This window comes from Streptomyces sp. 8K308 (assembly GCF_004348315.1).
Lineage (GTDB): Bacteria > Actinomycetota > Actinomycetes > Streptomycetales > Streptomycetaceae > Streptomyces.
In genome coordinates, this window is sequence record NZ_SMKC01000199.1 from 1 (window position 1) to 12,633 (window position 12,633).

General features: G+C 72.9%; 13 protein-coding genes. 1 reads left to right on the top strand and 12 read right to left on the bottom strand.

Going from position 1 to position 12,633, the window contains the following annotated elements:
* Positions 1 to 1,254, bottom strand: a 1,254-nt coding sequence (locus E1265_RS23705) for an ATP-binding protein (protein WP_132933024.1), incomplete at its 3' end; no start/stop codon positions are given.
* A 244-nt stretch (positions 1,255 to 1,498) separates the two neighbouring features.
* On the opposite strand from E1265_RS23705, the gene E1265_RS23710 reads away from it, so the two are divergent.
* On the top strand, positions 1,499 to 2,302 hold the full coding sequence (locus E1265_RS23710) for a tyrosine-protein phosphatase (protein ID WP_132933025.1): 804 nt from the start codon (positions 1,499 to 1,501) through the stop codon (positions 2,300 to 2,302).
* 7 nt (positions 2,303 to 2,309) lie between these two features.
* Here E1265_RS23710 and E1265_RS23715 read toward each other — a convergent pair whose 3' ends face one another.
* The 11 genes from E1265_RS23715 to E1265_RS23765 form a co-directional block, all read right to left on the bottom strand.
* The gene (locus tag E1265_RS23715) at positions 2,310 to 3,326 is read right to left on the bottom strand and encodes a polyprenyl synthetase family protein (RefSeq protein ID WP_243741059.1); all 1,017 of its coding nucleotides are present in this window, start codon (positions 3,324 to 3,326) and stop codon (positions 2,310 to 2,312) included.
* Between the two features lie 119 nt (positions 3,327 to 3,445).
* The gene (gene hpnE, locus E1265_RS23720) at positions 3,446 to 4,825 is read right to left on the bottom strand and encodes a hydroxysqualene dehydroxylase HpnE (RefSeq protein WP_243741057.1); all 1,380 of its coding nucleotides are present in this window, start codon (positions 4,823 to 4,825) and stop codon (positions 3,446 to 3,448) included.
* Positions 4,822 to 5,820, bottom strand: coding sequence for a squalene/phytoene synthase family protein (locus E1265_RS23725; protein WP_132933027.1), 999 nt, complete (start codon positions 5,818 to 5,820; stop codon positions 4,822 to 4,824). Before E1265_RS23725 ends, hpnE begins: the two co-directional genes overlap by 4 nt.
* 10 nt (positions 5,821 to 5,830) lie before the next feature.
* On the bottom strand, positions 5,831 to 6,751 hold the full coding sequence (gene hpnC, locus E1265_RS23730; protein WP_132933028.1) for a squalene synthase HpnC: 921 nt from the start codon (positions 6,749 to 6,751) through the stop codon (positions 5,831 to 5,833).
* Between the two features lie 85 nt (positions 6,752 to 6,836).
* Positions 6,837 to 7,646, bottom strand: a complete 810-nt coding sequence (locus tag E1265_RS23735; protein ID WP_132933029.1) for an ABC transporter ATP-binding protein — start codon at positions 7,644 to 7,646, stop codon at positions 6,837 to 6,839.
* Positions 7,639 to 8,550 carry an ABC transporter permease gene (locus tag E1265_RS23740; RefSeq protein WP_132933030.1) on the bottom strand — a complete coding sequence of 304 codons (912 nt, stop codon included), beginning with the start codon at positions 8,548 to 8,550 and terminating at the stop codon, positions 7,639 to 7,641. The genes E1265_RS23735 and E1265_RS23740 overlap by 8 nt, the downstream gene beginning before the upstream one ends.
* An 83-nt stretch (positions 8,551 to 8,633) precedes the next feature.
* The gene (locus tag E1265_RS23745; protein ID WP_243741060.1) at positions 8,634 to 9,479 is read right to left on the bottom strand and encodes a glycosyltransferase; all 846 of its coding nucleotides are present in this window, start codon (positions 9,477 to 9,479) and stop codon (positions 8,634 to 8,636) included.
* Between the two features lie 47 nt (positions 9,480 to 9,526).
* Positions 9,527 to 10,312 (bottom strand): CDP-alcohol phosphatidyltransferase family protein, encoded by a 786-nt coding sequence (locus E1265_RS23750; RefSeq protein ID WP_132933032.1) that lies wholly within the window; start codon positions 10,310 to 10,312, stop codon positions 9,527 to 9,529.
* A complete protein-coding gene (locus tag E1265_RS23755; protein ID WP_132933033.1) occupies positions 10,290 to 11,351 on the bottom strand; it encodes an iron-containing alcohol dehydrogenase family protein in 1,062 nt (353 codons plus the stop codon). Before E1265_RS23755 ends, E1265_RS23750 begins: the two co-directional genes overlap by 23 nt.
* On the bottom strand, positions 11,339 to 12,094 hold the full coding sequence (locus E1265_RS23760; RefSeq protein WP_132933034.1) for a phosphocholine cytidylyltransferase family protein: 756 nt from the start codon (positions 12,092 to 12,094) through the stop codon (positions 11,339 to 11,341). The genes E1265_RS23755 and E1265_RS23760 overlap by 13 nt, the downstream gene beginning before the upstream one ends.
* Positions 12,091 to 12,633: DUF5941 domain-containing protein (locus E1265_RS23765; RefSeq protein WP_243741058.1), on the bottom strand; the 543-nt coding region annotated here is incomplete at its 5' end. The genes E1265_RS23765 and E1265_RS23760, both read right to left, overlap by 4 nt.

Sequence of the window (12,633 nt, forward strand, 5' to 3'; positions counted from 1 at the left end):
GTGCGGGGGGCGGGGCGGCACCGCGGTCGGTCGGGCGGCCGGCACGTAGACGCCCTCCGACTCGTCGCCGAGCAGCTCGTGGGGCAGTACCACGACGGCCTGCACGCCGCCGTAGATGTTGCTCTGCAGCTGGACCACCACGTCGTGCCGCCTGGCCAGCGTGGAGACCACGAAGAGGCCCACCCGGCCGTCCTCGAGCAGTTGGGCGACGTCGAGCCGCTCGGCCCCGGAGAGCACCGAGTTCATCCGGTTCTGCTCGGTCGCGGTCATGCCGAGGCCGCGGTCCTCCACCTCGATGACCAGGCCGGCGGTCACCCGCTGCACGCGCAGCAGCACCTGGGTCTGGGGGGCGGAGAACTCGGTGGCGTTCTCCACGAGTTCGGCGAGCAGGTGGACGACGTCGGCGACGGCGTGACCGCGCACGGTGCCCTCGATGGGCGGCACGAGCCGGATCCGCGCGTAGTGCTCGACCTCGGCCATGCAGGAGCGCAGCACCTCGGACATGGCGACCGGGCGGCTCCACTGGCGCCGGGAGATGGCGCCGCCGAGCACCGCGAGGTTCTCGGCATGCCGGCGGATCCTGGTGGCCAGGTGGTCGATCTGGAACAGGCACTTGAGCAGGTCGGGGTCCTCGACGTCGTTCTCCAGTTCGTCGAGGTACTCCAGCTGCCGGTGGACGAAGGACTGCATGCGTCTCGCCAGGTTGACGAAGACCTCGACCCGTTCGTCGGCGCCGCCCGCGAGGCCGGCCGTAGCGGCCTGGGCCACCGCGGCCTCGGCGGCGTAGCCGGCGGTGGCGATCTCGTGCCGCAGCTGGTCGAGCGGCGCCTCATCGGGCTCGGCCGGCGGCGGCCCGTCCGGCGGTTTGAGCCGCTCACCGCGCTCCACCTTCCGCAGCAGCGCCTGGAGTTCGACCCGGACCCGGGTGGCCTGCCGCCGTAGCAGGGTGAGCCTGGCGAACAGGGCGCCGGCCTCGCAGACCGCGGCCACGGCGGCGCTCGCGGCCACGGCCAGGGCCAGCACGCCGGCCCCGACGAGCACGCCGGTGAGGGTGACTCCCCCGCCGGGCGCCCGCCGGGGGCCGCTCAGCAGGTAGCCGACCACGGCCACCGCGATGACGGCGACGAGCGCGGCGGGAAGGAGGGCGAGACTCAGCAGCCGGCGTCTGGTTCCCGGCTCGGTGCGGCTCGGTCCCGGGACGGCCAGCCTGCTGTGGCGGGCTGGGTGTGCCCCGTGGCGTAGCTGTTCGGGCATAGGTGTCCTTATCGGGCGGTTCATCGTGCGCAGGGCAACGCTATGCGTCAACGACGCCGCGGAGAGGCACGGTTCGAGGAATCGCCACCCCTCGCCAGCTTCCAACGAGTGACTTCGGCGGCGCCCGACTTGACACCGGTTCGACGAACGGACGGCAATGACCGGTTATCGACCGGGATCAGTGTTTCATCGGATCGCCATGTCGTAAGGTCTAGGGACATTCCGTCCGCCCGAGGGAGGGTCCGTGGCGCAGCAGTCCGCCGAACCGGTGCTCAGCGGAGTCGTCAACTTCCGGGACGTGGGCGGACTACCGACGGTGGACGGGCGGCGGGTGCGGCACGGGGTGCTCTTCCGCAGCGGCCACCTGGCCCACGCGACGGCCGCCGACCAGGCGTTCCTCGGCGCGCTCGGCCTGCACACGGTCTTCGACTTCCGCAACTCGGCCGATCAGGACCTCGACGGCCACGACGTGCCGCTGCCCGGCGTGCGCCTGGTCAACATCCCGCTCAACGATCCGGCCGAGGGCGCCGCGTTCTGGGCGCTGGTGCGCGACGGCAGCCTGGCCGAGCTGCGCGCCGAGCTGACCGGCCGGCAGGCGCCCGGGCTGATGATCGCCTCCTACCGGCAGATGGTGCTCGGCCGCACCGCCGAGCATGGCCGGGTGCTGCGCGAGCTGGCCGCCGGCAGCACCCCCGCGCTGCTGCACTGCGCCGCCGGCAAGGACCGGGCCGGGCTCACGGTGGCGCTGGTGCTGCTCGCCGTGGGCGTGGAGCGGCCGGCGATCGTCGCCGACTATCTGAAGTCGAACGCCCCGCACCGGCGTTACCGGCTGCGACGGCCGGGCGGCCGCCCCCTGCCACCGGCCGAGGTCGCCGAGGTCGAGGGGCTGCTCGCACCGCTGTTCGACGCCCGCGCCGAGTACCTGGAGGCCGCCTTCGAGCAGATCGACGCGAGCTGGGGCGGCGTCGACGAGTACCTCGCGGCCGGTCTTGGCGTGACCGAGGTCGACCGCGACCTGCTCCGCGAGCGCCTGCTGACGGCAGCCTGAGCCGCCGCTACTTGCGGCGGACCACCACGAAGTCGGCCAGCGCGGCCAGTTGGTCGCGAACGCCGGCCGGCATGGCGATGCCGTCGAGCGCGGCGAGGGCCGTGTGGTGCTGGCGCCTGGCCTCCTCCTCCGTCCAGGACCGCCCGCCGGCCTCCTCGATCAGCGCGGCCCTGGTGGCGAACTCGGCCTCGTCGAAGTCCTCGAACTCCTCCTGGCTCTTCTTGGCGTCGGCCGTCAGCAACGCCGTGAGCCGCTCGGCGGCCGGCCCCTGGGCGGCCAGCGCGGCCACCACGGGCAGCGACTTCTTGCGCTGCCGCAGGTCGCTCCAGGTCAGCTTGCCGGTGGTGGCGGGGTCGCCCCAGATGCCGAGGAGGTCGTCGACGGCCTGGAAGGCGAGCCCGAGGTGGTGACCGTAGGTCTGCAAGGTGTCGGCGAGCGCGTCGTCGGCGCCGCCGATCACGGCGCCGATGCCGGCGGCGCAGGCGAGCAGCGCCCCGGTCTTGTTGCCCTCCATCTCCAGGCACTCGGCGACGCTGACCCGCTCGCGGTGCTCGAACGCGATGTCCTGCGCCTGGCCGTCCACGAGCTTGCGGCTGGCCGCGGCGAGGCGCCGGGCGGCGCGCGCGGCGTGCTCGGTGCCGCCCTCCAGGATGACCTCGATGGCCAGCGCGAACAGCGCGTCGCCGACCAGGATCGCCTGGGCGGGCCCGTGCACCTTCCAGACGGTGTCCCGGTGCCGCCGCTGCTCGTCGCCGTCCATGAGGTCGTCGTGCAGCAGCGAGAAGTTGTGCACCAACTCCACGGCGACGGCGCCGGGGACGCCGACCTCGGCGGGGGCGCCCGCGGCCTCCGCGGAGAGCAGGGCGAGGGCGGGCCGCACGGCCTTGCCGCTGTCGGCGTCGGTGGGCCTGCCGTGCGCGTCGATCCATCCGAAGTGGTAGGCGGCGACGGTGTCCATGGGCGGGGCAAGCCGGTCGACGGCGGTGCGCAGCGCGGGAGCGGCCAGTGCCCGCCCGCGCTCCATCAGTGCCAGGGCGGCACCATGGCCGTGGGGTTCTGCCGGGTTCACGAGCTCTCCTTGGGAAGTCTTGAGAAGTCTGGATCTTCTGCGTGGCGGGGTCTGCGTGGCGGGGGCGGCGCCGGTCATATCCGCACCGCCCGCGCGGCGGCCAGGCCGCTGCGCACCGCGCCCTCCATGGTCGCCGGCCAGCCGGTGGCGGTCCAAGCGCCGGCCAGGTAGAGCCCTGGCGCCCTGGTCACCGGGCCGGGGCGCAGCCGGCCCACGCCGGGCACCGGGGCGAAGGTCGCGGCGCGCTCCCGGGTGACGAAGAAGTCGCGGACCCGGGCGCCGGCGACCGACGGCAGGAGCCGGGCGAGCTCGGGCAGGTAGCGCTTGCGCAGCACGTCGGTCGGCAGCTGGATCTCGTCGCGGGCGGCGGACTGGGACAGCGCCAGGTACTGGTCGCGGTGTCCGGGCCGCTCGGCGAGCCCGGCGGGACCGGTGCGGTCGAACACCCACTGGACCGGGCTGCCGAGCGCCGCGAAGAACGGTCGGCGCAGCACCGGCCGGTCGTAGATCACGTGGATGTTGAGGATCGGCGCGTCGCCGATGCGCAGCAGCCGCCCCGGGTCGGCGAGGGCGCCGTCGGGCAGCAGGCGGTGCGCGGCCTCCTGGGGCACGGCGAGCACGACCGAGTCGGCGGTGAGCTCCTCGGGGCCCGGCCCTTGGCCGCGCTGCCGGCTGTCGACGGTGACCCGCCAGCCGCCGGGCGCGGGCCGCAGCCGGCGGACCTTGGTGTCTGTGCGCACGCTGGCCCCGGCCCGGTCGAGGGCGGCGCGGGCGAGGGTGTCGTGCAGGTGGCCGAGCGGCACCCGGGGGACGCCGATGTCAGCGGCGCCGGGGCCGGAGAGCAGCCCGGTGCGGAAGACCATGGCGGCGAGGCCGAGCGAGATGTCCTCGGCCCTGGCGTTGAGGGCCGCGACGCCGATCAGGTCCCAGACGGCCTCGATCCCCCGGTCGCGCTGGCCGTGCCGGCGCAGCCAGCTGCCGAAGTCCTGGTCGTCAAGGGCCGGATCGGCCGGGTCGAGGCGGCGCAGCGCGGCGACGGCGCGGACCACGGCGGCCCGCTGGGCCGGGGGCAGGTGCGGGTAGCGGGCGAGGGTGCCGGCCAGGTGGAGCGGCACCGGCAGGGCGGCGCGGCGGATGCGGCCGAGGCGACGGCGCTCGGCGTCGAGCACGGGGACGTCGAGGCGCGGTTGCAGTGGGGCGAGCGCGGTGCCGCCGACGCGGTCGAGGAAGCCCCGGTAAGCGGTGCAGCAACGCAGGTAGACGTGCTGGCCGTTGTCCACGGTGAGTGGCCCCACGGCGCTGTCTCGGCGGAAGGAGAAGGCGAGACCGCCGAGCCTGGGGCGAGTTTCGAGCAGGGTGACCCGCCGGCCGCGGTCGGCCAGGGCGAGGGCGGCGGTGGTGCCGGCCAGGCCACCGCCGACGACCACGGTGTGCCCGCTCGGCCTGGCGCTCACGGGTGGGCCCGCCCGGCGGCCCGGCGCGCCTCGAGCCCCGAGAGGCCGCGCACGGCCACCAGCACCTTCTGGGCGGCGGGCAGGCCGACGCGGCCGCGCAGCACCGCGCACGGGTCCTCGTCGATGCGGTGGAGCAGCCGGTGGTAGGTGCCGGCCATGGCGGCGACGCAGGCGCCGGAGCGGCGGTCGAGCATGGGCAGCAGCCGGAAGCCCTCGGCGAACAACTCGCGGGCGCGGGCCACCTCGAAGCGGACCAGGCCGACGAAGTCGCCGCCGGCGGCGGGCGGCACGAGCTTCGCCGCCCCCTCGTCGTTGTCCACTAGGCCGAAGGGCCCTTGGTCGGCGAAGCCAAAGCGCTCATGGTCGGCAAATCCGAACTTCTTGAGGTCCTCGGCCGGCAGGTAGGTGCGGCCGTTCTCGGCGTCCTCGCGGATGTCGCGCAGGATGTTGGTGAGTTGGAGCGCGAGACCCAGCGTGTCGGCGTACTCGTCGGCGCGCTCGGCGTGGCGCGCGCCCGGCACCGTGCCGAAGACGCCGAGGGTAAGCCGGCCGATGGCGCCGGCGACGCAGCGGCAGTAGGAGCGCAGCTCGTCCCAGGTGCCGTACTGGCGGCCCCGCACGTCCATCAGGACGCCGTCGATCAGTTCGTCGAGACCGCCGAGCGGGATCGGGTAGGCGCCGCTCGCGTGGGCGAGGGCGACGGCCACCGGGTCCACGTCGTCCTCGGGAACACCGCCCGACCGCACCCGGTCGAGCAGGGCGCGGGCCTCGGCGAGCCTGATCTCCTTGACGTCGGGGGCGAGGCCGCCGTCCCCGATGTCGTCGACCCGGCGGGCGAAGGCGTAGATGGCGCAGAGCGCCTGCCGCTTGGCCGCCGGCACGAGACGGGCGCCGTACTTGAAGTTCCTGGCGTGCTGGCCCGCGACCGCCTCGCAGTACTGGTAGGCGGCGACGACGGCGGGCGACGGGTTCTGGCTGGTCGGGCTGTTGGTCACGAGGTTGAGCTCACGCGCCCCTTCTGAGTGTGGTTCCCGCCGCGTACAGCAGGCGGCCCTTGCTCGCCTTGGGCGGCCCGGCCAGCACGTCGTACCCGGCGTCGGCGATGGCCCGGGCGGCCGCCCTGCCGCCGCCGATGAATCCGGCGAGCACCAGCCGCAGTCGCCCGCGGACACTGCCCACCAGGGGCGCGCCCTCGTCGAGCAGCCTACGTGCCCGATCGGTGAGATGGGCGACGAGGGTGCGGACGGACGCGTTGGCGCTTGGCGCCGCGAGGTCGGCCTCGGTGACGTGGAAACGGGCCATGGCGTCGGCCGGCAGGTAGATCCGCCCGCGGGCCAGGTCCTCGGCGACGTCCTGCAGGTGCTCGATCAGCTGGAGCGCGGTGCAGATGGCGTCGGAGCGGCGGACCCGCTCCGGCGTGGCGGTGCCGGTGACGCCGAGCACCATCCTCCCCACCGGGTTGGCCGAGAGCTCACAGTAGCCGAGCAGCTCTTCGAAGGTGGTGTAGCGGTGGGTGTGCTGGTCGACGCGGTTGGCCTCGATCAGGGCGCGGAACGGCTCGGGGTCGAGCCCGGCGCGCTCGACGGTGGGCACGAGGCGGGCGACCAGCGGGTGGCGGGGTGGCCCGCCGCCCTGGCCGTGCCGGGCGGTGGCGAAGGCGCGCTCGAGGTCGGCCTCCAGCGCGTCGAGCATGGCCGGGCGGTCGTCGGCGAGGTCGGGCGGCAGGCCGAGCAGCAGGGCATCGGCACCGCCGGGGGGCAGGTCGCCGTCCCCGATGTCGTCGACGAGCCGGGCGTAGCCGTAGAGGGCCATCAGGTCGTCCCGCCAGGCACGCGGCAGGAACCTGGGGGCCACCGGGAAGTTCTCGTGTGCCGACTTCGCGAGCACCGCGTCGGTGCCCGAGCCCGCCGTCGCCAAGCTGCTCATCCCTGTATTTTCTACCTTGTGCCGGTGGTGCTTGGCGAAGGAGGCCGGTCCGGGCGCGCGGCGCGGCCCGGACCGGCGTGGCCGGCTACTTGCCGGTCTCCTCCTCGTAGGCCTTGAGCACCTGGTCGGTCGGGCCATCCATGATCAACTCGCCCTTCTCGAGCCACAGCACCCGGTCGCAGGTGTTGCGGATGGACTTGTTGTTGTGGCTGACCAGGAAGACGGTGCCGGCCTCGGCGCGCAGCTCGCGCACCCGCTCCTCGGAGCGGCGCTGGAACTTCTTGTCGCCGGTGGCCAGGGCCTCGTCGATCATCAGCACGTCGTGGTCCTTGGCGGCGGCGATGGAGAACCGCAGCCTGGCCTGCATGCCGGAGGAGTAGGTCCGCATGGGCAGGCTTATGAAGTCACCCTTGTCGTTGATGCCCGAGAAGTCCACGATGCCCGCGTACCGGGACCTGATCTGCTCGCGCGACATGCCCATGGCCAGGCCGCCGAGTATCACGTTCCGCTCGCCGGTGAGGTCGTTCATCAGGGCCGCGTTGACGCCGAGCAGCGAGGGCTGGCCGTCCGTGTAGACCCGGCCGCGCTCGGCCGGCAGCAGGCCCGCGATGGCGCGCAGCAGGGTCGACTTGCCCGAGCCGTTGGTGCCGATGAGGCCGATCGCCTCGCCCCGGTAGGCGACGAAGCTGACGCCGCGCACCGCGTGCACCTCGCGGACCCGGGCCCGCGGCTCGCGCCGGATGATCCGGCGGAGCGCGGCGGTGGCGTTGCCCTTGGCACCGTGGCCGTAGACCCGGTAGACGATGTGCAGGTCATCCGCGATGACGGTCGGCACGCGACCGTCGTCCGTCACGCGGGCGGGAGTGTTGGATGCGGGGATGTTCGATTCAGCCACGGCCGTACTGCTCCTCCGCCTTCCAGAAGTACACGAAGCCGCCGATTCCTATGACGGCCGCCCATGCGACAGCGTAGACCCAGGTCACCTGGGGGATGCCGTCGGCGTAGGCCCCGTCCATCAGGGCGTAGCGCATGAGGTCGATGAAGACGAGGGCCGGGTTGGCCTCCAGCACGTCGATCAGCCAGTCCGGCGCGTTCGTCCCCTCGAGCTTGAAGCGCAGCGGGAAGATCACGCCGGACCCGTACATCCAGGTGCGCAGGATGAACGGCATGAGCTGGGCCAGGTCGGGGATGTTGCTCCCCATCCTGGCGAAGATCATGGCCAGCCCGGTGTTGAAGACCAGCTGGAGGGCCAGCACGGGGACGACCAGGACCCAGGAGAAGCGAGGGAAGTGCTGGAAGCCGATCATGACGACGGCCAGCACGATCATCGAGTAGAGCAGTTGCTGCAGCTGCTGGAGGGAGAAGGAGATCGGCAGCGAGGCCCGGGGGAAGTGGAGGGCCCGCACCAGGCCCAGGTTGCCGGAGATCGACTTGACCCCGGAGATCACCGAGGCCTGGGTGAAGGTGAAGACGAAGATGCCGGTGACCAGGAACGGGATGTACTCGTCGTTCTCCATGGGGTCCCGGCCGCCCATCACGAGGCCGAAGATCAGGAAGTAAACGAAGGCGTTCAGGAGTGGCGTGAACACCTGCCAAAGTTGGCCGAGTTTCGCCTGACTGTACTGGGCCATCAACTTCGCCTGGGAGAAGGCGACGATGAAGTGTCGGCGTCCCCACAACTGCCGTACGTACTGGGGCAACGAGGGCCGGGCACCACTGACGGACAGACCATGACGGGCCGCGAGCTCGGCCAGTGTCACATCATGTGGGGGTGCGCTGGTGCGCGTGGTCTCACTCACCTTGAAAACTCTCGTCCTCGCAGGGCAGCAGGCGGATGGCGCCGCGGAGCCGCGGCTCCTGGATGGTCTCAGATCCGAGCTTGTCAGATGACGGGAGGTCGGCCGAGACGTGTCAGGCGCCACACCGTACGCCAACGCATGGGCCTACGGCGACCACACGGCGTACGCCAGCCCTCCACGAAACCCCGGAACCAGGCGCGGAGCGCCGGCAGCGAGCGGGTTCTGGCCACCGTGAGCAGCAGCCAGACCAGCAGGTAGACCGGGATCAGCGGGAGCGGCAGGTTGCGCCTGGCCAGCCAGACCCGGTTCCTGGCGACCATGCGGTGGTAGACCGCGTGCCGCGAGGGGGCGGTGGTCGGGTGGTGCAGCACCAGGTCCGCCCGGTACTCGATCCGCCAGCCCGCGTCCAGCGCGCGCCAGGCCAGGTCGGTCTCCTCGTGGGCGTAGAAGAAGTCCGCCGGCAGGCCGCCCACCTCCTGGAACACCTGGGTGCGCACCGCGTTGGCGCCGCCGAGGAAGGTGGTCACCCGGGAGGAGCGCTCCGGGTCCGAGGCGCGCAGCCTGGGCACGTGCCGCCGCTGGGTGGCGCCGGTGACCGGGTCGGCGATACGGAAGCTGACGATGCCGAGGCGCCGGTCGGCGGCGAAGGCGGCCCTGACCAACTCGGCGGTGTGGGGGTCAGGCAGATGGCCGTCGTCGTCGAGGAAGAGCAGCACGTCGACGTCCCGGCCGCCGGAGCCGAAGGCCTCGATGCCGACGTTGCGCCCGCCGGGGATGCCCAGGTTCTCCGGCAGCTCTATACCCCGGACCGCCTCGGGGAGGTCGGGGAGCGCGGCGCCGTTGCCGACGACGACGATCTCGATGGGGTCGCCGTGCTGCGCGGCGACCGAGTCGAGCAGCGCCCGCAGCTCCTTGGGGCGGTCGCCCATGGTCAGGACGACCGCGCCGAGCCTCGGCGGCGCCGCGGCCACCTCCGTCACCGCAGTCTGCTGGAGGCGAGGATGGACACCAGGTGCAGCAGGGTCTGGAGCACCGCTATCGCGGCCAGCAGGGCCACGCCGAACCGGGTGAAGAACAGGTCGCCGCGGACCAGGTCCAGGACCCCGACGAGCAGGATCAGCAGCGAGGCCTCGACGCCGCCGACCAGCCGGTGGAACTTGAGTGCGGCGGCGGCCCGGCGGGCGAGGGCCATGCCGGACGAGCGGGGCACGGCGGCCTCGTCCTTGACGGCGGCGAGACCGCTGCGGGTCCTGGCGACGTCGACCAGGTCGGTCTCGGCCTTGATCAGGATGGCGCCGAGCGCGGCGACGGTGCCGAGGAAGGCCCAGAGCCAGTTGGGCGCGGCCCCCTCCTGGGCGAGGACGTCGGCGGCCCGCACGCCGAAGCCGACCAGCAGCGCGGCCTCGGCCAGGTAGTGGCCGATCCGGTCGAGGTAGACGCCGGTGACCGAGGTCTGGGCGCGCCACCTGGCGACCTCGCCGTCGACGCAGTCGAGCAGCAGGTAGAGCTGGATCAGCAGGGCCGCGAGCAGGGCGCCGGCGAGCCCGGGCACCAGCAGCACGGCCCCGGCGGCGACGCCGGCCACCACCATCAGGTAGGTGAGCTGGTTGGGGGTGATCCGCGAGTTGACCAGGTGCCTGGTCCAGCGCAGCGAGATCTCCCGCATGTAGAGGCGGCCGGCCCAGTGCTCTCCGCTGCGCCGGTCCTTGACCCCGGCCGGGTGCACGACCGGCCGGAGTTCAGCTACTGATGGCTTTGACATAGTCCGCGTACGCGTCCCTGATCTCGTCGGTGGTCAGGTCGAGGTGCTCGAGGATGGTGTAACGCCCTGGCCTGGTCTGGGGCGCGAAGGCCACGGCGGTCACGAACTCCTCGGTGCTGAAGCCGATGTCGCCCGGCAGGACCGGCAGGTGGTGGCGTCGTAGCACGTCGACGATCAGCCGGCAGTGATCGCGCTCCCCGCGCAGGTACATCGCGAAGGCCGCGCCGAGGCCGACCTGCTCGCCGTGCAACGCCGCGCGCTTGGGGTGGAGGATGTCCAGCGCGTGCGAGATCTCGTGGCAGGCGCCGGAGGACGGCCTGGTGTGTCCGGCGATGGACATGGCGATGCCGGAGAGCACGAGCGCCTCGGCGAGCACCGTGAGGAAGGCGTCGTCCTCACAGTCGCCCGGGTGGCGGAGCACGGCCTCGCCGGCCTGCCTCGCCATGGCGGCGGCCAGGCCGTCGATCTGCTCGCCGGTCTCGCGGTGCGAGAGCTCCCAGTCGGCGATGGCCGAGAGGTTGGAGACGACGTCGCCGATGCCCGAGCTGACGAAACGTGCCGGCGCCTGGCGGATCACGTCCAGATCGACCACGAGCGCGATGGGGGTGGGCACCCCGTAGGAGCCGCGCCCGGCGTCGTTGTCCAGGATGGAGACCGGGGAGCAGATGCCGTCGTGCGACAGGTTGGTGGCCACGGCGACCATGGGCAGCCCGACGCGGGCCGCGGCGTACTTGGCGACGTCGATGATCTTGCCGCCGCCGAGTCCGACGACGGCGTCGTAGTGCCCGGACCGCATGGCGTCGGCGAGCTGGACGGCGGCGTCGATGGTGCCGCCGGCCACCTCGTACCAGTCGGCGCCCGGCAGGGCGGGGGCAAGGCGCTGGCGCAGGGTGGCGCCCGAGCCGTTGCTGATCGCGACGGCCAGCCGGCCCGATGAGGAGATCCGCTGGTCGGCCAGGAGCCCCGCCAGGTTGTCCAGGGCCCCGGCGGCGATGTCGACCGAGACGGGGGACGGGATGAGGCGGGTCAGTACCGGCACGCGATCTCCCTGCCCCTGGCGAGGTCGTCATGGTTGTCGATCTCGACCCAGCTGACCTCACCGATCGGGGCGGTGTCGACCTGGAAGCCGCGGTTGACGAGCTCCTGGTAGCCGTCCTCGTAGTAGAGCTGCGGGTCGCGCTCGTAGGTGGTGCGCAGCGCGTCGGCCAGTTCGTCGGCGGCCTCGGGCTCGATGAGGGTGACGCCGATGTACTCGCCGGTGGCGTCGGCCGGGTCCATCAGCTTGGTGATGCGGCGCACGCCGGTGGCCGGGTCGGCGACGACCTTCATCTCCTCGTCGGCGAGCTTCTTACCGGTGTCCAGCGCGAGGATGATCTTCTGCCCCTGGCCGCGGGCCGCGAGCAGGGTCCGCTCGACGGAGGCGGGGTGCACGGTGTCGCCATTGGCGAGGATCACGCCCTGCTTGATGACGTCGCGGGCGCACCAGAGGGAGTAGGCGTTGTTCCACTCCTCGGCCTTGTCGTTCTCGACCAGGGTGAGCTTGACGCCGTAGCGGCTCTCCAGGGCGGCCTTGCGCTGGTACACGGCCTCCTTGCGGTAGCCGACGACGATCGCGACCTCGTCGATGCCGACCTCGGCGAAGTTGGCGAGGGTCAGGTCGAGGACGGTCCTCGGCTCGCTCCCGTCGGCGGGCTCGACGACCGGCACCAGCGCCTTGGGCAGGGTGTCCGTGTAGGGGCGAAGGCGGCGTCCGGCGCCGGCGGCCAGCACGAGGCCGATCATGCGGGTTCTCCTGTTTCGTCGTGTACGGCGGGTGCCTGGGAGGAGATCCAGAAGCGGATGCTCTCGCCTAGCACCAGAAGCGCGAGACCGCCGGCGAGGACGGACAGCGCGGCGGTGAGGCCCGCTCCGGCCGCCCAGAGGGCGGCGACGGCGGTGACCACCAGGACGCGCCCCTCGTGTCCGCCGGTGGCCTGGACCAGCCAGCGCGGGGGCGCCCCGGCGCCACCGCGGAGGCGGTACACCGTGTCGTAGTGATGGTAGGCGCTGGCGGCCACCAGGCAGAAAGCAGCCGGCAACGCTCCGTTCACCCCGCCGTCGGCGGCGAGGATCAGCACGGTGAGGTACTCGCCGGCCCGGAAGAGGGGCGGCAGCAGCCAGTCGAAGGGTCGGCGCGGCGCGGCGGCCAGGGCGCGGCCCGCGCACAGCGCGTACAGGGCGGCGGCGCCGACCGCGTACCAGCCGCCGGCGACGCCGGGCAGCAGCAGGGCGCCGAGCAGCGCGGCCGTGCCGGCCAGGGCCCAGAGGGGGGCGGCGAGCGC

Excerpts from the sequence above, each read along its gene's own strand:
- E1265_RS23745 (WP_243741060.1), bottom strand. The coding sequence starts at position 9,479 with ATGGGCGACCGCCCCAAGGAGCTGCGGGCGCTGCTCGACTCGGTCGCC.
- E1265_RS23715 (WP_243741059.1), bottom strand. The coding sequence starts at position 3,326 with ATGGAGCGCGGGCGGGCACTGGCCGCTCCCGCGCTGCGCACCGCCGTC.
- E1265_RS23750 (WP_132933032.1), bottom strand. The coding sequence starts at position 10,312 with ATGTCAAAGCCATCAGTAGCTGAACTCCGGCCGGTCGTGCACCCGGCC.
- hpnC (WP_132933028.1), bottom strand. The coding sequence starts at position 6,751 with ATGAGCAGCTTGGCGACGGCGGGCTCGGGCACCGACGCGGTGCTCGCG.
- E1265_RS23760 (WP_132933034.1), bottom strand. The coding sequence starts at position 12,094 with ATGATCGGCCTCGTGCTGGCCGCCGGCGCCGGACGCCGCCTTCGCCCC.